Origin of the sequence: Phytohabitans kaempferiae, from assembly GCF_042433955.1 — a bacterium.
GTDB lineage: Bacteria > Actinomycetota > Actinomycetes > Mycobacteriales > Micromonosporaceae > Phytohabitans > Phytohabitans kaempferiae.
Map to the genome: position 1 here is coordinate 31,173 of NZ_JBHLUH010000039.1, position 19,271 is coordinate 50,443.

At 70.4% G+C, this 19,271-nt stretch carries 19 protein-coding genes; 13 read left to right on the plus strand and 6 right to left on the minus strand.

Features of this window, described 5'->3' with window-relative positions; translation table 11 throughout:
• Window positions 1-176: 176 nt before the first annotated feature.
• Window positions 177-899, minus strand: coding sequence for a cation efflux transmembrane domain-containing protein (locus ACFFIA_RS18795; RefSeq protein ID WP_377252744.1), 723 nt, complete (start codon window positions 897-899; stop codon window positions 177-179).
• Window positions 899-1,234, minus strand: a complete 336-nt coding sequence (locus tag ACFFIA_RS18800) for an ArsR/SmtB family transcription factor (RefSeq protein ID WP_377252746.1) — start codon at window positions 1,232-1,234, stop codon at window positions 899-901. The genes ACFFIA_RS18795 and ACFFIA_RS18800 overlap by 1 nt, the downstream gene beginning before the upstream one ends.
• Window positions 1,235-1,348: 114 nt before the next feature.
• On the opposite strand from ACFFIA_RS18800, the gene ACFFIA_RS18805 reads away from it, so the two are divergent.
• A complete protein-coding gene (locus ACFFIA_RS18805) occupies window positions 1,349-2,071 on the plus strand; it encodes a class I SAM-dependent methyltransferase (protein WP_377252748.1) in 723 nt (240 codons plus the stop codon).
• A gap of 180 nt (window positions 2,072-2,251) precedes the next feature.
• On the opposite strand, the gene ACFFIA_RS18810 is transcribed toward ACFFIA_RS18805, so the two are convergent.
• Window positions 2,252-2,743: a hypothetical protein gene (locus tag ACFFIA_RS18810; protein WP_377252750.1), complete on the minus strand. Its 492-nt coding sequence runs from the start codon at window positions 2,741-2,743 to the stop codon at window positions 2,252-2,254.
• A 227-nt stretch (window positions 2,744-2,970) separates the two neighbouring features.
• Between ACFFIA_RS18810 and ACFFIA_RS18815 the strand changes: the two genes are divergently transcribed.
• From ACFFIA_RS18815 to ACFFIA_RS18825, 3 genes are all read left to right on the plus strand, one after another.
• Window positions 2,971-4,107: a glutathione-independent formaldehyde dehydrogenase gene (locus ACFFIA_RS18815; RefSeq protein WP_377252752.1), complete on the plus strand. Its 1,137-nt coding sequence runs from the start codon at window positions 2,971-2,973 to the stop codon at window positions 4,105-4,107.
• Between the two features lie 37 nt (window positions 4,108-4,144).
• Window positions 4,145-4,546 carry a GlcG/HbpS family heme-binding protein gene (locus ACFFIA_RS18820; RefSeq protein WP_377252754.1) on the plus strand — a complete coding sequence of 134 codons (402 nt, stop codon included), beginning with the start codon at window positions 4,145-4,147 and terminating at the stop codon, window positions 4,544-4,546.
• Between the two features lie 151 nt (window positions 4,547-4,697).
• Complete coding sequence (locus ACFFIA_RS18825) at window positions 4,698-5,321, plus strand: DNA alkylation repair protein (protein WP_377252756.1); 624 nt, start codon at window positions 4,698-4,700, stop codon at window positions 5,319-5,321.
• Window positions 5,322-5,339: 18 nt separating this feature from the next.
• On the opposite strand, the gene ACFFIA_RS18830 is transcribed toward ACFFIA_RS18825, so the two are convergent.
• Window positions 5,340-6,212 carry a sigma-70 family RNA polymerase sigma factor gene (locus ACFFIA_RS18830; protein ID WP_377252758.1) on the minus strand — a complete coding sequence of 291 codons (873 nt, stop codon included), beginning with the start codon at window positions 6,210-6,212 and terminating at the stop codon, window positions 5,340-5,342.
• Window positions 6,213-6,339: 127 nt separating this feature from the next.
• On the opposite strand from ACFFIA_RS18830, the gene ACFFIA_RS18835 reads away from it, so the two are divergent.
• Window positions 6,340-6,780 (plus strand): DoxX family protein, encoded by a 441-nt coding sequence (locus tag ACFFIA_RS18835; protein WP_377252759.1) that lies wholly within the window; start codon window positions 6,340-6,342, stop codon window positions 6,778-6,780.
• 367 nt (window positions 6,781-7,147) lie between these two features.
• Here ACFFIA_RS18835 and ACFFIA_RS18840 read toward each other — a convergent pair whose 3' ends face one another.
• Complete coding sequence (locus ACFFIA_RS18840) at window positions 7,148-8,686, minus strand: MFS transporter (RefSeq protein WP_377252761.1); 1,539 nt, start codon at window positions 8,684-8,686, stop codon at window positions 7,148-7,150.
• A 70-nt stretch (window positions 8,687-8,756) separates the two neighbouring features.
• Here ACFFIA_RS18840 and ACFFIA_RS18845 point away from each other — a divergent pair, with 70 nt between their 5' ends.
• The 3 genes from ACFFIA_RS18845 to ACFFIA_RS18855 all read left to right on the plus strand — a co-directional run bounded on the left by ACFFIA_RS18845 (window position 8,757) and on the right by ACFFIA_RS18855 (window position 10,971).
• Window positions 8,757-9,344 carry a TetR/AcrR family transcriptional regulator gene (locus ACFFIA_RS18845; RefSeq protein WP_377252764.1) on the plus strand — a complete coding sequence of 196 codons (588 nt, stop codon included), beginning with the start codon at window positions 8,757-8,759 and terminating at the stop codon, window positions 9,342-9,344.
• 76 nt (window positions 9,345-9,420) lie between these two features.
• Window positions 9,421-9,939: a hypothetical protein gene (locus ACFFIA_RS18850; protein ID WP_377252766.1), complete on the plus strand. Its 519-nt coding sequence runs from the start codon at window positions 9,421-9,423 to the stop codon at window positions 9,937-9,939.
• Window positions 9,940-10,170: 231 nt separating this feature from the next.
• Window positions 10,171-10,971 (plus strand): FHA domain-containing protein, encoded by an 801-nt coding sequence (locus tag ACFFIA_RS18855; protein WP_377252768.1) that lies wholly within the window; start codon window positions 10,171-10,173, stop codon window positions 10,969-10,971.
• Between the two features lie 134 nt (window positions 10,972-11,105).
• Here the strand turns inward: ACFFIA_RS18855 and ACFFIA_RS18860 are convergent, their stop codons facing one another.
• Entirely contained in the window at window positions 11,106-11,399 is a 294-nt protein-coding gene (locus ACFFIA_RS18860) for a hypothetical protein (RefSeq protein ID WP_377252771.1), read from the minus strand.
• Between the two features lie 427 nt (window positions 11,400-11,826).
• Here ACFFIA_RS18860 and kdpF point away from each other — a divergent pair, with 427 nt between their 5' ends.
• The 5 genes from kdpF to ACFFIA_RS18885 are packed head-to-tail and all read left to right on the plus strand — an operon-like array spanning window position 11,827 to window position 19,256.
• Complete coding sequence (gene kdpF / locus ACFFIA_RS18865) at window positions 11,827-11,916, plus strand: K(+)-transporting ATPase subunit F (protein WP_377252773.1); 90 nt, start codon at window positions 11,827-11,829, stop codon at window positions 11,914-11,916.
• Window positions 11,916-13,556, plus strand: coding sequence for a potassium-transporting ATPase subunit KdpA (kdpA, locus tag ACFFIA_RS18870; RefSeq protein ID WP_377252775.1), 1,641 nt, complete (start codon window positions 11,916-11,918; stop codon window positions 13,554-13,556). Before kdpF ends, kdpA begins: the two co-directional genes overlap by 1 nt.
• Window positions 13,557-13,576: 20 nt before the next feature.
• Entirely contained in the window at window positions 13,577-15,757 is a 2,181-nt protein-coding gene (gene kdpB / locus ACFFIA_RS18875; RefSeq protein WP_377252777.1) for a potassium-transporting ATPase subunit KdpB, read from the plus strand.
• Entirely contained in the window at window positions 15,757-16,617 is an 861-nt protein-coding gene (locus tag ACFFIA_RS18880) for a potassium-transporting ATPase subunit C (protein ID WP_377252780.1), read from the plus strand. The genes kdpB and ACFFIA_RS18880 overlap by 1 nt, the downstream gene beginning before the upstream one ends.
• Before the next feature lie 14 nt (window positions 16,618-16,631).
• A complete protein-coding gene (locus ACFFIA_RS18885) occupies window positions 16,632-19,256 on the plus strand; it encodes a sensor histidine kinase (protein WP_377252782.1) in 2,625 nt (874 codons plus the stop codon).
• The last annotated feature ends 15 nt before the right edge of the window (window positions 19,257-19,271 follow it).

Sequence of the window (19,271 nt, forward strand, 5' to 3'; positions counted from 1 at the left end):
GGAGGTCAGGTACAGCAGCACCGCCGCGGTCAGGGCCAACAGGACGAGCGCCAGCGCGAGGAGCAGCACATCGGCACCACCGGGCGCCATCGAGCCCGGGGAGCGCACCGTGGGCCATGCGCGCTGGCGTCATGGCGCCCGGCGGCACGGTCACGTGCAAGCCCTGATCCAGGGGGTCATCGTGCGGCCTGTCCCGGCGCGCAGCAGCCGTCGGCGCATCCGCTGGCGCCTGGGTCGGCCGGGCCGGTGCTGGTGGGGGAGCAGCAGGTGTCACCGCGCCAGGCGTCCCGGCCTTCCTTGACGGCGACGGCGGCGATGACGAGTGCGGCGGCGGGGTCGGCCCACCACCAGCCGAAAAGGGAGTTGACCGCGAGGCCGACGAGTAGGACCGCGGACAGGTAGGTGCACAGCAGCGTCTGCTTGGAGTCGGCGACGGCGGAGGCGGAGCCGAGCTCCCGGCCGGCACGCCGTTGCGCGGTGGAGAGCAGCGGCATGATCGCCAGCGACACCGCGGCCAGGACGAGCCCGACCGTGGAGTGCTCCGGGCGGTCGCCGGCGGCGAGCGCGCGTACCGATTCGACGCTGACGTAGGCGGACAGGGCGAAGAACGACACGGCGATGACCCGGAGTGCGGTGCGCTCGCGGCGCTCGTGGTCGGGGCCGGTGAACTGCCAGGCGACGGCGGCGGCGGAGGAGACCTCGACGACCGAGTCGAGGCCGAAGCCGATCAATGCCGTGGAGGAGGCGATGGTGCCGGCGGTGATGGCGACGATCGCCTCGATGACGTTGTAGGTGATGGTGGCGGCGACGAACCAGCGGATCCGGCGGGTCAGCACCGCCCGTCGCGCGGTGGACGGGCCGGCCGGGACGCTCGGGGCGAGCGGCAGTGGGGCGGCCATCAGCAGCAGTCGTCGGTAGCGGCGGCCGGGCAGGCGGCGGGGTCGACGGCCAGGACGAGCCCGAGCAGGTCGCCCAGCGCGTGCGCGAGGCGGGGGTCGGCCAGCTCGTAGCGGGAGCGGCGGCCCTCCGGGGCGGCGACGACCAGGCCGCAGCCGCGCAGGCAGGCGAGGTGGTTGGAGAGGTTTTGCCGGCTGGTGCCGAGCAGGTCGGCCAGCTCGGCCGGGTAACCAGGGCCCTCGCAAAGGGCGAGCAACAGGCGGGCCCGGACCGGGTCGGACAGGGCATGTCCGAAGCGGGCCAGGACATCTCCGTACGTCAGCGCTTCCACGTCCATACGGTACATCCGTCGCTGAATAAACGAAATGCTGAACTATTGGCGGTGTCGTGGGTTGGTCCCCGAGCGGCGCCATCGCCGGCAGGGCTGCCATCCGGCAGGTACCCTCGGCCGGTGTTCTCGGCTCAAGGCCCGTCTCTGCGTGAGCTGTGCGTCCAGGCGCTTTCCTCGGTCCAGCGCGGCTACGACCTCCTGGCCCCGAAGTTCGACCACACGCCCTTTCGCACCCCGCAGAGCATCCTCGACGCGACCGCCCAGGCGCTGTCCGAGTTCGGACCGGTCAGCCAGGGACTGGACGTGTGCTGCGGCACCGGCGCGGGCATGCAGGTGCTCAGGCCCCTGTGCCAGGGACGGATCACGGGAGTCGACTTCAGCGCCGGCATGCTCGCCCAGGCGCGTAACGCGCACCCGGACGCCACCTGGGTGCGGGCGGACGCCCGAGCCCTTCCGTTCGCTGACGGCTTCGACCTCGCGGTCACCTTCGGAGCGCTCGGACACTTCCTGCCCGCCGAACGGCCCGCGGTCTTCGAGGGGGTGTACCGCGCGCTGCGCCCCGGCGGCCTCTTCGCCTTCCCGATCGGCGCGCCGCCGCCTCCCACCTCGGTCGCGCTCTGGGTCACGCTCGGATTCGACCTGGCGATGCGGGTCCGCAATGCCCTGTGGCGTCCGCCGTTCGTCATGTACTACCGCACCAGCCCGCTGCCCGCGGTGCTCGACGACCTGACGGCGGCCGGCTTCACCGCGACGACCGTCGACCTGACCGCTCTGGGCCGGCGCCGGGACGGCAGCCCGCGGTGCCGGCTGATCCTCGCGCGCAAGCCGGCGGACCCTCACTGAGGCCGCCGCCCGCCTCGCCCGAGCGGCGTGTGCGACACGTGCCGCCGACGCCGGAGGAGCGCCGGCTGTGGGCGCAGTTCGGTGACCGATCGTGACGGGGCGAGGAGTACCGGCTGTCCATGATGGACGCGGAAGTGGCGTTCGTCGGTCGCCTGCTCGACCGACCCTCGTGAGACATGCCTAAGCGGCGACGGACCTCGCGATCTCCACGGGCGTCGCATCGGCGAGCAGGCGCAGGACCGCGTCGGTGACCGGCAGGCGTTCCTCTCCCGGGCAGTCGCCGACGGTGATGGCGCCCTGAATCATGAACAGGCTTGAGTAGAGGGCGCCCTCACAGGTGTATCGGCGTCCTCTGCGATCGAGGACCTCCTGCCGAAACTCCGGGCTGCCCACGAGGCGATGCAGCTCGTCGTTCTGCGCGGGGGACAACCTGCCCTGGCTGTTCTTCTGGTCGCCGGCGCAGTTGTCGCACGACCATCCGCCGTCGGGCTCGACTGTGAGGCGGCGAAGCTCCCGCGTGTTGTCCCCGATGTGCTGCATGAGGCTGATGCGGGCGGGCGGCTGTGTCGCGGTGACGTCGATCGACGGGGCAGCGTCATCCGTCCGCGCTGCCGTATGCACGGCGTCGGTGCCGGCGCACGCGGACAGCGAGGCCGCCAGGGCGGCGGCCACGGCGAGGATCTGGAGTCGGGGTCGTGGGCGCCGGATCACCCGAGGAAAATACCCGTCTGCGCCAGCGGTGGCGCGACGGGCCTCGCCGACCCGGTCACCCGGTGAGTAGCACACCGCGGGTGGTGGGTCTGCCACCTTCATCCGTTCCGGGCACGCGCCGGATGCTCGCCACCTACCGTCGTCGGCATGAGCATCGCGCTGGGCGCCGGGTGCGGCGAGGCCGGGTCATGAAGGCGGTCGTCTACCACGGGCCGCACAACGTCAGCGTCGACACCGTCGAGGATCCCCGCATCGAGGACCCGACCGACGTGGTCGTGAAGATCACCTCCACCGCCATCTGCGGTTCGGACCTGCACATGTACGAGGGGCGTACCAAGGCGGAGCCCGGGCTGGTCTTCGGCCACGAGAACATGGGCACGGTCGTGGAGGTCGGGTCCGGCGTCGCGTCGGTGAAGAAGGGCGACCGCGTGTCGATGCCCTTCAACGTCGCCTGCGGGTTCTGCAAGAACTGCCTCGCCGGCCACACGGGCTTCTGCCTCACGGTCAATCCCGGCTACGGCGGCGGGGCGTACGGCTACGTCTCGATGGGGCCGTACCGCGGCGGGCAGGCCGAGTACCTGCGCGTGCCGTTCGCCGACTTCAACTGCCTCCAGCTCCCGAAGGACGGTGAGCACGAGGACGACTTCGCGATGCTCGCCGACATCTTCCCGACCGGCTACCACGGCGTGGCGATGACGAACCTGCGTCCCGGCGAGACGATCGCGGTCATGGGCGCCGGACCCGTGGGGCTGATGGCCGCGTACTCCGCGACGATCATGGGAGCGGCCAAGGTGTTCGTGGTCGACCGGGTGCCGTCGCGTCTCAAGTTGGCCGAGTCGATCGGCGCGATCCCGATCGACTACTCCAAGGCCGACCCGATCGAGCAGATCCGCGACCAGACCGGCGGCGACGGCACCGACAAGGGTGTCGACGCGGTCGGCTACCAGGCCAGCGCGCCGAGCGGCGAGGAGCAGCCGGCGCGCGTGCTCAACAGTCTGATCGAGATCGTTCGGGCCACCGGCGTGATCGGCGTGATCGGGCTGTACGTCTCGCAGGACCCGGGCGCGCCCGACCCGCACTCGGCCAGCGGTGAACTGCTGTTTCGGGTGGGCAAGCTCTTCGAGAAGGGCCAGCGGATCGGGACCGGGCAGGCCAACGTCAAGGCCTACAACCGGTACCTGCGTGACCTGATCATCGCCGGCCACGCGCGGCCCAGCTTCGTGGTCAGCAAGCAGATCCCTCTCGACGACGCGCCCGACGCGTACGAGCGGTTCGACCGGCGCGAGGAGGGCTACTCGAAGGTCGTCCTCAAGCCCGCCGCGTGAGCCGGCAAGCCACACACACTCACCGCAAGGAGTACGCATGGCGACCGTCAACCTCGCCGACGCCCGCCGGATCATCGAGGCCGCCGAGGCGCGGGCCGCCGAGATCGGTCAGCCGATGAACATCGCCGTGGTCGACGCGGGCGGCAACCTCGTCGCCCACGTACGCATGGACGGTGCGTGGACGGGCAGCGTCGACATCAGCGTCAACAAGGCGTGGACATCGCGGGCGTTCGACATCCCGACCAAGGACCTTGGCGCGAACTCCCAGCCGGGACAGCAGTTCTACGGTATCCACGCCAGCAACCACGGCCGCGTGATGATCTTCGCGGGAGGCATCCCGCTGCGTCGGGGCGACGAGGTGGTCGGTGCGGTCGGCGTCAGCGGCGGTACGGGCGAGCAGGACCAGACCGTCGCCGAGGCGGGCGCGGGCGCCCTCTGAGGCCCCGCAGGCGTAGCCCTGCTTGGTATCGTCTTGCGCCGATCAGGCGACCGGACCAACCGCCACTGGGCCGCTGGCGCGACACATCATCGCTTGACGGGAGTTCGGGGGACGACGGTAGCCGAGGTGCTGGCCGAGCTGGCCGCACTAGATGACCCGAAGGCACGCGAGGTCAACGAGAAACACGGCGACGATCACGGGTGTCAACCTCGGCAAACTGCGCGCGGTCGCGAAGCGGCTGAAGACGCAGCAGGATCTCGCGCGCCAGCTCTGGAAGACGGATGACACCGCGGCGAGGCTGCTGGCGATCCTGATCAGCCGCCCGAAGGCGTTCGAGCGTGACGAGTTGGACGCCATGCTGCGCGAGGCGCGTACCCCCAAGGTGCACGACTGGCTGGTGAACTACGTGGTGAAGAAGAACCCGCACTCCGAGGAGCTGCGCCTGGCCTGGTCCGCCGATCCGGATCCGGTGGTCGCGAGTGCCGGCTGGGCGCTGACCACCGAACGCGTGGCCAAGAAGCCCGACGGCCTTGACCTCGCCGGCCTGCTCGACGCCATCGAGGCGGAGATGAGAGACGCCCCGGATCGCCTGCAGTGGGCGATGAACCACTGCCTGGCCCAGATCGGGATCGACCACGCCGAGCACCGCGCCCGTGCGATCGGCATCGGCGAGCGCCTGGAGGTGCTCAAGGACTACCCGACCCCGCCAAACTGCACGTCTCCCTTCGCGCCCATCTGGATCAGCGAGATGGTGCGCCGACGGCACGACAAGTAGGAGCTTCCTCGTCCACGGTCATCGCTGGTCGCTGTTGTCGGTGCGGAGAAAGACGATGTCGGCGTCGCGGAGCTGGTCGGGTTCGGTGTCGATGGTGATGCTGGTGATTCTCTCGTCGCTGATGGTGAATCTGAAGACGGCTTTCGGAACGCCTCGGTGCGTCCAGACCGCCGCTGGGATGCCGTCGACGAGAGCGAGCCGGGCGGCCTGAGCCCGTCCGGTGAAGAGTCCCGCCACCGCGTGGGCGCCTCGGGCATCGCCGGTCACGGCGTCCGGGTCGAGCAGCGTGAGCAGGGCGTCGAAGTCACCGTTCCGCGATGCGGCGAGGAAGGCGGTGATGATTTCCCGCTTGCCGGACTGTGCGGCGTCGGATGTTGCGTCCGCTCCCCGTACTCGGCGCCGGGCCCGGCTCGCCATCTGCCGGGCCGCCGCGGGGGAGCGGTCGATGATGGTGCCGATCTCGGCGAACGGTACGTCGAAGATGTCGTGCAGGACGAACGCGAGCCGTTCGGCGGGAGTCAGCGTGTCCAGCACCACCATCAGTGCGACACCGACCGAGTCGGCCAGCAGCGCTTCGTCCTCGGGGTCGACCTGGCCGGTCGGGCGGGCACTCGCGGGTGGCGTGGCTGGCTCGGGCGGCGTCGCCCCGGCCGGCTCCTCACGGCGGGCCCGGCGCGACTCAAGCATGTTCAGGCAGACCCGACTCACGATCGTGACCAGCCAGCCGGCCGCATTCTCCACCTGGCCGGTGTCGGCGCGGCTGACCCGCAGCCATGCCTCCTGCACCGCGTCCTCGGCGTCGCTGGATGAGCCGAGCATCCGGTAGGCCACCGCGTGCAAGCGGTGCTGGTGCTCGGCGAACCGTTCGCTCAGCCAGTCCTGTTCGACCATCTGTCACGTTCCTCCGTCCCGGCCTGTCATAACAGTTGACCGGTGGAGGCGAGCCGATGTGACATCGCGGGGGGCTCACGCGTGTCCCAGGGCTCGCACGCGAGACAGATTTCGAAAGGACGGATGCATGACCGCCCGAGTGTGGCCAAGGCGCTTGACGACCGGCCTGTACTGGCTTCTGGCGTTCGAATTCGCGGTCGGAGCCATTACCAAGTTTGCGCCGGGTGAGACGTTCTTCGGCCCGCCGTACTCGGTGAAGTTTGTGGATTGGGGTTACCCGTCCTGGATGCGCTTCGTGGTCGGCGCGCTGGAGGGCCTCAGCGCCATCCTGTTGGTGATACCCAGCAGGCGGACCCGTTTCCTGGCCGCGACCACGCTGGTGTTCGTACTCACCGGCGCGGTCACCACACACATCGTCAACCACGATGGGCTCTCCGATAGCCTTGCCGCGCCGGTCCACCTCGTCGTCATGGGCATCCTCGCGCTCGCCAACTGGCCGGCCGACTGGCGGAACCTCCTGCGGGCTCCTACCTCGGCCCGAGCACCGCAACCGACCCCGAGCAACTGATCGACGGGTCTATAGAGCTTTCGGGATCGACGTGGTTTCGCGCCACGCTGACCGCCGCTGATCTTCGACCGCCCCTTTCTCGTAATCGACGGTCCGAGGTCAACTCAAGGCGCAGATCGTGGTAGGTAGCTGCCCCCACACAGAGGCAGCTGCATACCACGATCTGCTCGGAGCCAGCCGATGTCGACGCCGATCAAGGGCCGGGTCGAGATCTTGGGGGCGCGGAGGGCGAGGCTGCGGGAGCAGCGGCCAGGAGCGCGACGGGCATCGCGGCAGCTCTCCTGTGTCACGTCAGAATCGAACCGCGAACCTCGACCGGAAAGATCTCTAGCCGCCGCCCGGCAGCCAGTCGCACGATCGCTCGCCCCTACTCCTGGGCCTCGGCAACCTGCTGGGATGTCACCTTCCGCAGCGTCGCGCCCGCGAGCACGGCCGCGGCTGCCAGCACGAGGGCGCCGACGATCGCGGAGACGGTGAAGCCGTCTGTGAACGCGTCGAAGGCGTGCTGGAGCAGTGGCCTGGCGAGTTCGTCCGGCAGTTCCTGGGCGGCGGCGACCGCGCCCCCGACAGTGTCGGCTGCGGCCTCGCCCACGAAGTCCGTACCGGGGACGGGGTTCTCGCGCATGGTGTCGCGGTAGACCGTCCCGGCGAGGGTGCCCAGGACGGCGATGCCGAGGGCGCCGCCGAACTCGGCGCTGGTCTCGGCGAGCGCGGATGCGGCGCCTGCCTTCTCCGGCGGGGCTGTGGTCAGTACCAGCGAGGTCACCATGGTGGCGGTCATGCCGACGCCGACCGTCAGCGCGCTGTAGGCGGCGATCAGCATGCCCACGTGCGAGTCCGGGGTCACCAGGCTGATCGCGGCGAACCCGCCGGCGGCGATCAGGAGGCCGATGGTGACGAGCACCGCGGGGCGGACCGTTCGCGCGAGGATCGAGGCGATCGCGACACCGATGAAGCTGCCGGCGACGGTGGGCAGCATCCACAGCGCTGCCGTGAACGGCGCGTGCCCGAGGACGGTCTGCATGAAGGTGACCGCGAGCAGGCCCATCCCGGCGGTGGCGAAGGTGACGATCGAGTTCGACAGGATCGAGCCGCTGAACGCGGGACGGGCGAACAGGTGCACGTCGATCATGGGGCTGGCGGCCCGCAGTTGGCGTACGACGAAGAGTCCGGCGAAGACGACGCCGACCGCGATCGAGGTGACGGAGGTCCAGCCCGCGCCGTCCTCGGCGATCTTCTTGATGCCGTAGACGACCGGCAGGATCGCCGCCAGCGACAGCACCGCGCCCGGCAGGTCGAAGCGGCCCGGGTTCGGGTCGCGGGACTCCCGGATGATCAGCGGGGCGACGATCAGCAGCAGCACCATGACGGGCACGTTGATGAGGAACACCGAGCCCCACCAGAAATGCTCGAGCAGAAGTCCGCCGATGATCGGGCCGATGGCGATACCTCCGGTGAACGCGCCGGTCCAGATGCCGACCGCGGTGCGGCGCTGGTTCTCGTCGAGGAACATGCCGCGGATGAGCGACAGCGTGGACGGTGCGAGCGTCGCGCCGCCGAGGCCGAGGAGGGCGCGGGCGGCGATGAGCATCTCCGCGCTCTGGGCGAAGGCCGCCAGCAGCGAGGCGACGCCGAAGGCCACCGCGCCGATCAGCAGCAGCCTTCGCCGTCCGATCCGGTCGCCGACGCTGCCCATGGTGATGAGCAGCCCGGCCATCATGAAGCCGTAGATATCCATGATCCACAGGTGCTGGCTCGCGCTGGGGGCGAGGTCGGCGCTGATCCACGGCGAGGCCATGAACAGCACGGACAGATCCATCGAGGCCAGCAGTGCGGGAAGCACCAGCACCGCCATGCCGAGCCAGTCGCGTGCGGTCGCGCGAGGGGAAGCAGGTGTCGTCTTCATGATCCGATCATACGAGCGTCTAATACGAGCGTACAAGACGGGTGTATGAGATCGAGGTAGGATGACGTGCATGGGCCAGCGTCAGGATCTCCTCGCCGGAGCGAAGAAGTGTGTCGCCGAGAAGGGCTACTCGCGCACGACCGCCCGTGACATCGTCGCGGTCTCCGGGGCAAACCTCGCCGCCATCGGCTATCACTTCGGCTCCAAGGAAGCTCTCCTGAACGCGGCGATCCTCGATTCGTTCGGCGAATGGGGAGACGCCATCGAGCGGGCCATGGCCGAACCCCACGCCGGAGAGCCGGTCGACCGCCTGGAGCGGTTCCTCGCCGGCTTCCTCGCGGGCTCCGTCGAGCGACGGGCCACGCTCGTGGCGAGCGTTCAGGCGTTCGCCGAGGCAGAGTTTGTCCCTGAGGTGCGGCAGCAGCTCGCCGAGAGCTACGAGCAGGGACGACGCGACTTCGCGGCGATGCTCCTCGGCGTCGAGCCGGACGAAGTCGACGACGCCGGACGCAAACTCGGTTCTCTCGTCCTCGCGATCATCAACGGCATGGTGCTCCAGTGGCTCCTCGCGCCGGAGGCGACGCCGACCGCCGCGGAGTTCGCCGCCGCCATCAGGTCTCTCGCCTCGTCCGCCGCACGAAGCCCGGCGACTATGTGATCGTTGCTCCGAGACCCACCGGAGGCTACCGCCGGCGCGGTGGTCGCCTACGATTGGTTGGACTTGGGGAGGTTTGATGCGCCTGTTGCTGGCCTGCCTCGTCGCCATCGTTTCTGTCGGCCTCGTCGCGTTCGGTGGCGTGAGCGCACTCGTTGGTTTGCTGGACCAGCGCGCGGCGGACCGCGTGTACGTGGTCCAGTTCAAACGCCCCGGCGACGACTGCGGCGGCGCGCGGCAGATGCACCTCGACGTCACCACCGGAAAGCCGCTGAGCTGCCGACCAGGGTATGCGGGAGCCATCGGGGGATACGCCAGAAACGACCTGCCCGGCTTCGCCGACGCGGACAACGAGGACGTGCTGGCCCTGGCTGAAACGCTCGGCGCCGACGGGCTGTCGACCGCCGAGCAACGCGAGATCCAGGACCGCGTCGACCAGATCGTGACCACCGTGCCGGACGCCGAGCGGCCGGACCGCGAGCCGGGCTTGTGGGGCGCGCGCCAGGCCTGGCTAGGGGGCGGGCTGGTTGCGGCCGGCGTCGTCGGGTTGGTTGCTCTTCTGCTACTCGCCATCCGCACCGTCAAACGGGAATCCTGAGGTGGCGCCCTGACGGCTGCCGTCGACACGCGCCGCATCCTAATCCGGAGATGTCCACGTCCCGAATCCGGTGATCGCCCCCTCGGCGACCGCCCGGGCACTGCGCTTCGCGTATTTCCTGGTCACGGGTGCGGTGACGGCATTGAGGACGTAGCCGGATGGGCCGGGGTAGGCATTCCGCGCGACCGGCCCTACCCTCGATGCAGTCGGATCGATCGAGTTGGGAAGCGGATGCCAGAGCTGAGCGTGGTTGAGGTACGGGCGGGATCCTGGCGCGAGCCGGCGAAGGTGCTGTTGAAGGATCCGGTGGGTGACCGCTATCTGACGCTCACCGCCGCCGCGTCCGCGACGGGGCACCAGGCGGGCGCCGGGATCAGCGGCGGCCTGGTGCGCGACCTCCTGGACGCGGTGGGCGCGCCGGCCCGTCACGTCGAGATCGGCGAGGCTTCGGCCGGCTCCGACCGGGTCGTGCTGGTCGTGGGCGAAGGTGTGCGAGTGCCCGCGGCTTTGCTGGACGCCGTGTCTTTCGCCCGTGAGGCCGGGCTGCCGATCCGCTGCGCCGAGGGTGTGCTCGCCGCGGAAGGAGCGGCGACGAGCCCTGGCAGCCGGTGGAGTCTGGCTGACCCGGCGCCGACCTCCGCGTACCGGATGATCGACCTGGACGAGACGACGCAGATGGAGGTGATCCAGCCGGCGAGTGTGACGGGCGGCTCCGAAGCGCCCGTCATGGATGCGCCGGTCGGTGCGGCCGTCCTGCAGATCCGTCAGGGTCCCGGGGCTGGCGCGGCGTTCGTGCTCGATGGCGACGTGGTCAGCTGCGGGCGCGACGGTGGCAGCGACGTCGTTCTCGACGGTGCCACGGTGTCTCGCAAGCACGCCGAGTTCCACCGCCAGGGGGTCGGATACACCGTCTCCGACCTGGACAGTCTCAACGGGACATACGTCAACGGGGAGCGGGTCAAGACCGCCGCGTTGGTGCCGGGCGACGAGATCCGCATCGGGCGATACCGGCTGACGTTCGTGGCCGGGTGACCACCGGCGTCCGCGCCCACTGGTAGGCAACACCAGCCCTCGACAGACAACAAGCCGCGTCGACGAAACCTAACCCTGCGAACGGCGATGGCCGGCCGGCGGAAACGCCGGCCGGCCACTGTGGTCGACCAGGTCTAACCCTGACCGCCCAGGTAAATCGCGTTGAACAGGAAGCGGTACGTGCCGTGCGACTGGGCCCGGTGCTGCGGCTTGAAGCCGATCAGCACCTCGGGCACCAGGTTGGGCAGGTCGGACCGGATCAGCTCGGCGATGGCCTGCCCGTACGCGTAGTACACCGCGCCTGGGCTGCCGGTCGCGATGCGCAGCTGCCGCGTCGCCGGACTCCCGTCTCCGCAGCCCGCCACGACCAGGCTCGCCAGTAGCAGCCCGCCGGCCTCGCGCCGGGAGAACCTCACCGTGCCGCCCATGCAGCACTCCCTCTGACCAGCTCAGGCTACGCGTCGGTCCGCGTGGACCGGGCAGGTCGTCCAGACGTGACTTGAGCAAGATTTGAGGTAGCGGGTTTCTCGCGTCAGCCGTGACGACCGGGGCCGGCCCGCGGACGCAGCGCGTCCACAGTGGACGCATCGGCGAGCACTTGACGCGGCCCGGCACGAGACGGAAAACCGCCGCCCGCGTCAAGGGCGCGTCAAGAAAGCACGTCGCGCCGTATGCATCCCGTCAAGAGCCCTTACGACGCGTCCGACCAGGCGCTTGTATTGCCCAGCACGGTCGATCGCCGGCCGCTTCGAGGCTTTCTGAAGGAGGCATCCCAGTGGCTGACGTAGCCCTGGTGCTGTTGACGGTGGGGCTGTTCGCACTCCTCGCCCTGGTGGTGCGGGCGGTGGAGCGGCTGTGAGCGCCGTCAACCTCATCGGTCTGGTCATTTCCGCCGGCCTGGCGATCTTCCTGGTCGCGGCCCTGCTCTTCCCGGAACGGTTCTGATGGGCCTCGTCTTCGTCCTCTCCCTGATCGCCGCCCTCGCGGTGGCATACCGCTTCCTGGGCGACTACATGCACCGGGTCGTCGCCGGTACGAAGCACTCGGCCGTCGAGCGGGTCGTCTACCGTGTGGTCGGGGTCAACCCGCACGGCGAGCAGACCTGGGGCGTGTACGCCCGTAGCGTGCTGGCGTTCTCCGCGGTCTCGCTCCTGTTCCTGTACGCGTTCCTGCGCTCGCAGAGTCACCTGCCGCTGTCGCTGGGCTTCGACGGCGTGATGACCCACGGCGCGTGGAACACCGCGGTGTCGTTCGTGACCAACACCAACTGGCAGTGGTACTCCGGTGAGTCCACGATGGGCCACCTGGTGCAGATGGCCGGCCTGGCCGTGCAGAACTTCGTCTCCGCCTCGGTCGGCATCGCGGTCGCGGTCGTCCTGGTGCGCGGGCTCGCCCGGAAGCGGACCGACCGGTTGGGCAACTTCTGGGTGGACCTGACCCGGATCACGATCCGCATCCTGCTGCCGATCAGCGTGCTCGCCACGATCGCGCTGATCATCGGCGGGGCGGTGCAGAACCTCTCCGGCGGCACCGATGTGACCACGCTCGGCGGGGCGACGCAGCACATCACCGGTGGCCCGGTCGCCTCCCAGGAGGCGATCAAGGAGCTGGGCACGAACGGTGGCGGCTTCTACAACACCAACTCCGCGCACCCCTTCGAGAACCCGACCGCCTGGACCAACTGGATCCAGATCTTCCTGATCTTCGTGATCCCGTTCAGCATGCCCCGGGTCTTCGGCCGGATGGTCGGGCAGAACCGGCAGGGCTACGCGATCGTCGCGGTCATGGCGGGCCTGGCGCTGACCAGCGTCGTGCTGACCAACGCGTTCGAGCTGACCGGCGACGGCACCGTGCCGCAGGCGGTCTCCGCCGCGATGGAGGGCAAGGACGTGCGGTTCGGCGTCTCCAACTCCGCGACCTTCGCCGCGGCGACCACGCTCACCTCGACCGGGGCGGTCAACTCGTTCCACGACTCGTACACCGCGCTGGGCGGCATGATGCCGATGGTCAACATGATGCTCGGCGAGGTCGCGCCCGGCGGTGTGGGCGCCGGCCTGTACGGCATCCTCATCCTGGCGGTGATCACCGTGTTCGTGGCCGGGCTGATGGTCGGCCGCACGCCCGAGTACCTGGGCAAGAAGATCGGCGCCCGGGAGATCAAGTTCGCCTCGCTCTACTTCCTCGTCACCCCGGCGCTCATCCTGATCGGGACGGCGGCGGCGATGGCGACCAGCAACCATGGGACGGCGCTCAACGTGGGCCCGCACGGGTTCTCCGAGGTGCTCTACGCGTTCACCTCGGCGTCCAACAACAACGGCTCGGCGTTCGCCGGTATCACCGTCAACACCGCCTGGTGGAACACCGCACTCGGCCTGGCGATGCTGCTGGGCCGGTTCCTCCCGATCGTGCTCGTGCTCGGCCTGGCCGGCTCGCTGGCCGGCCAGCAACCGGTACCGGAGTCGACCGGGACGCTGCCGACCCACCGGCCGCTGTTCGTCGGCATGGTGGCCGGGGTGACGGTCGTCCTCGTCGCGCTCACGTTCCTGCCCGCCCTCGCCCTCGGCCCGCTGGCCGAGGGCCTGTAGCCGCCAGCGAAGGAAAAAAGATGACTGTCACGTCAGTGACGACCGAGACGCGGGCACCGGCGCCGGCCCCGCGGGCCAAGCCGGTCGGTGGTGGCCTGCTCGACCCCGGACAACTGTGGCGCTCCACCCCCGACGCGCTGCGCAAGCTCGACCCGCGCACGCTGTGGCGCAACCCGGTCATGCTCATCGTCGAGGTCGGCGCGGTGTTCACCACCGTGCTGGCGATCGCCGACCCGTCGGTGTTCGGCTGGCTGATCACGGTGTGGCTGTGGCTGACCGTGGTCTTCGCCAACCTGGCCGAGGCGGTCGCCGAAGGGCGGGGCAAAGCCCAGGCGGCCAGCCTGCGCCGGGCCAAGCAGGACGCCACGGCCCGCCGGCTGGTCGGCTGGAGCGAGGGCGCCGGCCCGGACGGCTACCGGGAGGAGCGGGTCACCGCCCCCCAGCTCCGGCAGGGCGATGTCGTCGTGGTGGAAGCCGGGCAGATCATCCCGGGCGACGGCGACGTGGTCGAGGGGATCGCGTCGGTGGACGAGTCGGCGATCACCGGCGAGTCGGCGCCGGTGATCCGCGAGTCCGGGGGCGACCGCAGCGCCGTGACCGGCGGCACCAAGGTGCTTTCGGACCGGATCGTCGTGCGGATCACGCAGAAGCCGGGGGAGAGCTTCCTCGACCGGATGATCGCGTTGGTCGAGGGCGCCAACCGGCAGAAGACGCCGAACGAGATCGCCCTCAACATCCTGCTCGCCGCGTTGACGATCGTCTTCCTGCTCTCCGTGGTGACACTGCAACCGATGGCGATCGTCGCCAAGGGGTTCCAGGCCGCGGCCCCGGACACGCAGGCGATCGACGCCGGCGGTGTCACCGGCATCGTGCTCGCCTCGCTGCTGGTGTGCCTGATCCCGACCACGATCGGGGCGCTGCTGTCGGCGATCGGCATCGCCGGCATGGACCGCCTCGTACAGCGCAACGTGCTCGCGATGTCGGGCCGCGCGGTCGAGGCCGCCGGCGACGTCAACACGCTGCTGCTGGACAAGACCGGCACGATCACGCTGGGCAACCGGCAGGCGGCGGAGTTCCTGCCCGTGGCAGGTGTCACCGCCGAGCGGGTCGCGGACGCGGCGCAGCTGTCCAGCCTGGCCGACGAGACCCCGGAGGGCCGGTCGATCGTGGTGCTGGCCAAGACCGGCTACGGGCTGCGCGCTCGGGACGAAGGGTTCATGCCGGGCGCGCACTTCGTGCCGTTCACCGCGCAGACCCGGATGTCCGGTGTGGACCTGACCGAGGACGGCCGGGTCCGCCGGATCCGCAAGGGCGCCGCGGCGGCGGTGATGAAGTGGGTACGGGACAACGGCGGCCACCCCACCGACGACGTCGGTCCGGCGGTCGACGGGATCGCCGCGACCGGCGGCACGCCGCTGGTGGTGGCCGAGTGCGTCACCGATCCCAGCGGGACGACCGCACGCGCCCTCGGCGTGATCCACCTCAAGGACGTGGTCAAGCTCGGCATGCGTGAGCGGTTCGACGAGATGCGCCGGATGGGCATCCGCACCGTGATGATCACCGGTGACAACCCGATTACCGCCAAGGCGATCGCGGACGAGGCCGGCGTGGACGACTTTCTCGCCGAGGCCAAGCCCGAGGACAAGATGGCTCTGATCAAGCGGGAGCAGGAGGGCGGCCGGCTGGTCGCGATGACCGGTGACGGCACGAACGACGCGCCCGCGCTGGCCCAGGCTGACGTCGGCGTGGCCATGAACACCGGTACGTCGGCCGCCAAGGAGGCCGGCAACATGGTCGACCTCGACTCCGACCCGACCAAGCTGATCGAGATCGTGGAGATCGGCAAGCAGTTGCTGATCACCCGCGGCGCGCTGACGACGTTTTCCATCGCCAACGACATCGCCAAGTACTTCGCCGTCATCCCGGCGATGTTCGCGGCCGTGTACCCCTCGCTCGACGCGCTGAACGTGATGCGGCTGGCGTCGCCGACCTCGGCGATCCTGTCCGCGGTCGTCTTCAACGCCCTCGTGATCATCGCGTTGATCCCGCTCGCCCTGCGCGGCGTGCGGTACCGGCCATCCAGCGCCTCGAAGCTGCTGACCCGCAACCTGTGGATCTACGGCCTCGGCGGCGTGCTCGTGCCGTTCGCCGGCATCAAGCTCATCGACCTTCTCGTCCAGTTCATCCCAGGGATCTCGTGATGCGCCTACCCGCCTGGCTCTCCCAGCACCTGGCCGCGCTGCGCGCGCTGCTGGTCTTCACCGTCCTGCTGGGACTCGCCTATCCGTTCGCCATGGTCGCCGTGGCCCAGGTGCCCGGGCTGCGCGACAACGCCAAGGGCTCGCTGGTCGAAGACGCCGCCGGCCGGACCGTCGGCAGCGAGATCATCGGGCAGGCGTTCACCGACGCCGCCGGCGACCCCATCCCGGCGTACTTCCAGTCCCGTCCCTCGGCTGCCGGCGACGGCTACGACCCCACCTCTACCGCGGCCAGCAATCTCGGCCCGGAGGATGTGGTCGACACGGCCGACCGCACCAGCTTGCTGACCGACGTCTGCGCGCGGAGCCTGGCCGTCGGCGAGCTGGAGGGGGTCGACGGCGGCCGGCCGTACTGCACGCCCGACGGCGTCGGCGCGGTCCTGGCCGTCTTCCACCGCGACGGCCTCACCGGCCCGATCACCCGCGTGGTCAGCGTCAACCAGACCGGCACCCCGTTCGTCGCCTCCTATCAGGGGGTACCGGTGCGAAGCGCCCAGGTCGGCGTGGACTACCGGGCCGAAGGCGGCGTCATCGTGCCGATCCGGGGGGACGCCCCGGAGAAACCCGCCGTGCCGGCCGACGCGGTCACCGCCAGCGGCAGCGGCCTCGACCCGCACATCAGTCCGGAGTACGCCGAGCTCCAGGCACCTCGCGTGGCCCGGGAACGCGGCACCGACATCGGCGCCGTGCGGAAGCTGATCGGCGAGCACACGGCCGGGCGCACACTGGGCTTCATGGGCCAACCCGGCGTCAACGTCCTGGCGCTCAACCTCGCCCTCGACCGTGAGTTTCCCCGGCAGTAGCGGAAGATCGGACCATGGCACGTGGCCAGTTGCGGATCTACCTCGGCGCCGCCCCAGGGGTGGGCAAGACCTTCACGATGCTGGAGGAGGCCCACCGCCGCAGGGAACGCGGCACCGACGTGGTGGTCGGGTTCGTGGAGACCCACGGCCGCAGGCACACCGCGCAGATGATCGGCGACCTCGAGGTGGTGCCGCGCAGGCAGGTCGCCTACCGCGGCGCCACCTTCGAGGAGATGGACGTGGACGCGATCCTGGCCCGCCGTCCCGAGGTGGCGATCGTCGACGAGCTGGCGCACACCAACGTCCCCGGCTCGCGCAACGCCAAGCGGTGGCAGGACATCCAGGAGCTGCTCGACGCGGGCGTCACCGTGCTGTCCACGGTCAACATCCAGCATCTGGAGTCGCTCAACGACGTGGTGCGGCAGATCACCGGCGTGGTGCAGCACGAGACCGTGCCCGACGAGGTCGCCCGCCGCGCCGAACAGGTCGAGCTGGTCGACATGACGCCGGAGGCGCTGCGCCGGCGGATGGCGCACGGCAACATCTACGAGCCCGACAAGGTCGACGCGGCGTTGGGCAACTACTTCCGGGTCGGCAACCTCACCGCGCTGCGCGAGCTGGCCCTGCTGTGGCTGGCCGACAAGGTCGACGAGCAGCTGGACCGGTACCGGGCCGAGCACCGGATCGGTGGCACCTGGGAGACCCGCGAGCGCGTGGTCGTGGCGCTCACCGGCGGCCCCGAGGGGGACACGCTCATCCGCCGTGCCGCCCGGGTCGCCTCCCGCGGCAAGGGTTCCGAGCTGCTCGCGGTACACGTGTCCCGCTCCGACGGGCTGGCCGGCGCCGACCCCGCTCTGCTGGCGCGTCAACGGCTGCTGGTGGAGAGCCTCGGCGGCACCTACCACCAGGTCATCGGCAGTGACGTGCCGAAGGCCCTCCTGGACTTCGCCCGCGGGGTCAACGCGACCCAGCTGGTGCTCGGCGCCAGCCGCCGGGGCCGGCTGGCGCAGATCTTCTCGGCCGGCATCGGCGTGACCACCACCGCCCGGTCCGGCACGATCGACGTGCACCTGGTCACCCACGAAGAGATCGGCCAGGGCCGCCGCCGGCCCCTGCTCACCGGCCAGGCTGTGCTGCCCCGGTCACGCCGGATCGCCGGCTTCGCCCTCGCGGTGATCGGCCTGCCACTGCTCACGGTCGTGCTGGGCACGGTGCGCGGCGACCTCGCCCTGGCCAGCGACATCCTCTTCTACCTCGTCTGGGTCATCCTCGTGGCCCTGGTCGGCGGCCTCTGGCCGGCCGTGCTCACCGCCGTCGCCGGGTCGCTGCTGCTCGACTACTACTTCACGCCACCGACCCAGCGGTTCACCATCGCCGAGGGCGAACACCTGCTCTCCCTGCTCATCTTCCTGATCATCGCCGTGGCGGTCAGCGCGGTGGTGGACGTCGCCGCCCGCCGTACCCGGGAAGCCGCCCAGGCCAGCGCCGACGCCTCCACCCTCGCCACCGTCGCCGGCAGCGTGCTGCGCGGCGACCGGCCCCTGCCCGCCCTCCTCGAACGGCTCCGCGAGACCTTCGGCCTGGAGTCGGTGACCCTGCTCGAACGCCGCCCCGACGCACCGCCCAGCCCCGACCGGCCGCACGACCCGTCCTGGCGCATCGCGGCCACCGTCGGCGGCAGACCCTGCGCCGCGCCCGGTGAGGGGGCCACCGACGTCCCGATCGACGACGAACTGGCCCTCGTGCTGAGGGGGCATCCGCTGCCGGCGGCCGACCGGCGGATCGTCGAGGCGTTCGCCGCCCAGGCCGCCCTCGCCCTGCGGCAGGGACGCCTCGCCCAGGAGGCCGCCGCCGCCCGCCCTCTCGCCGAGGCGGACAGGATGCGCACCGCGCTGCTCGCCGCGGTCAGCCACGACCTGCGTACCCCGCTCGCCTCCGCCAAGGCCGCGGTGACGAGCCTGCGCGGTCACGACGTGGCCTTCTCCGACGACGACCGCGACGAGCTGCTCGCCACCGCCGACGAGTCCCTGGACAAGCTCGCGCGGCTCGTGGCGAACCTGCTCGACATGAGCAGGCTCCAGGCGGGCGTCATCGGCGTGGCCCTGGCCGAGATCGGGCTCGAGGACGCGGTGCCGCGGGCGTTGGACGAGCTCGGCCCGCACGCCCGCGCCGTACGGGTGCACATCCCGCCCGAGCTGCCGGCGGTGCAAGCCGACCCCGCGCTGCTCGAACGCGTGCTGGTCAACCTCATCGGCAACGCCCTGCGCTTCAGCCCGCCCGACCGACCCCCGGAGGTGGCCGCCCGCGAACAGGACGGCGCGGTGCGGCTACGCGTGACGGACCACGGCCCGGGCATCCCCGAAGACGCACGCGAGCACATGTTCCAGCCGTTCCAACGGCTCGGTGACCGGGACAACCACAACGGCGTCGGCCTGGGCCTGGCCCTGTCGCGAGGGCTGGCCGAGGCGATGAGCGGCACGCTGACGCCGGACACCACGCCCGGCGGCGGCCTCACCATGGTCCTCACGCTGCCGTCGGCCGAGGTCCGCGAGGTCACCGCACCCGACGAGACCACCGCGACCGAGGCCGCCGATCGCGCCATCGTGCAGCGGCTGCGCCGGCGTACCACCGAGCGGTAGCGCACGACCGTGCCC

Coding starts and splice junctions, on each gene's coding strand:
- ACFFIA_RS18835 (WP_377252759.1), top strand. CDS start 6,340: ATGACCGCCCGAGTGTGGCCAAGGCGCTTGACGACCGGCCTGTACTGG.
- kdpB (WP_377252777.1), top strand. CDS start 13,577: ATGACTGTCACGTCAGTGACGACCGAGACGCGGGCACCGGCGCCGGCC.
- ACFFIA_RS18845 (WP_377252764.1), top strand. CDS start 8,757: ATGGGCCAGCGTCAGGATCTCCTCGCCGGAGCGAAGAAGTGTGTCGCC.
- ACFFIA_RS18850 (WP_377252766.1), top strand. CDS start 9,421: ATGCGCCTGTTGCTGGCCTGCCTCGTCGCCATCGTTTCTGTCGGCCTC.
- ACFFIA_RS18795 (WP_377252744.1), bottom strand. CDS start 899: ATGGCCGCCCCACTGCCGCTCGCCCCGAGCGTCCCGGCCGGCCCGTCC.
- kdpA (WP_377252775.1), top strand. CDS start 11,916: ATGGGCCTCGTCTTCGTCCTCTCCCTGATCGCCGCCCTCGCGGTGGCA.
- ACFFIA_RS18815 (WP_377252752.1), top strand. CDS start 2,971: ATGAAGGCGGTCGTCTACCACGGGCCGCACAACGTCAGCGTCGACACC.
- ACFFIA_RS18860 (WP_377252771.1), bottom strand. CDS start 11,399: ATGGGCGGCACGGTGAGGTTCTCCCGGCGCGAGGCCGGCGGGCTGCTA.
- ACFFIA_RS18830 (WP_377252758.1), bottom strand. CDS start 6,212: ATGGTCGAACAGGACTGGCTGAGCGAACGGTTCGCCGAGCACCAGCAC.
- ACFFIA_RS18840 (WP_377252761.1), bottom strand. CDS start 8,686: ATGAAGACGACACCTGCTTCCCCTCGCGCGACCGCACGCGACTGGCTC.
- ACFFIA_RS18820 (WP_377252754.1), top strand. CDS start 4,145: ATGGCGACCGTCAACCTCGCCGACGCCCGCCGGATCATCGAGGCCGCC.
- ACFFIA_RS18855 (WP_377252768.1), top strand. CDS start 10,171: ATGCCAGAGCTGAGCGTGGTTGAGGTACGGGCGGGATCCTGGCGCGAG.
- ACFFIA_RS18800 (WP_377252746.1), bottom strand. CDS start 1,234: ATGGACGTGGAAGCGCTGACGTACGGAGATGTCCTGGCCCGCTTCGGA.
- ACFFIA_RS18885 (WP_377252782.1), top strand. CDS start 16,632: ATGGCACGTGGCCAGTTGCGGATCTACCTCGGCGCCGCCCCAGGGGTG.
- ACFFIA_RS18825 (WP_377252756.1), top strand. CDS start 4,698: ATGACCCGAAGGCACGCGAGGTCAACGAGAAACACGGCGACGATCACG.
- ACFFIA_RS18880 (WP_377252780.1), top strand. CDS start 15,757: ATGCGCCTACCCGCCTGGCTCTCCCAGCACCTGGCCGCGCTGCGCGCG.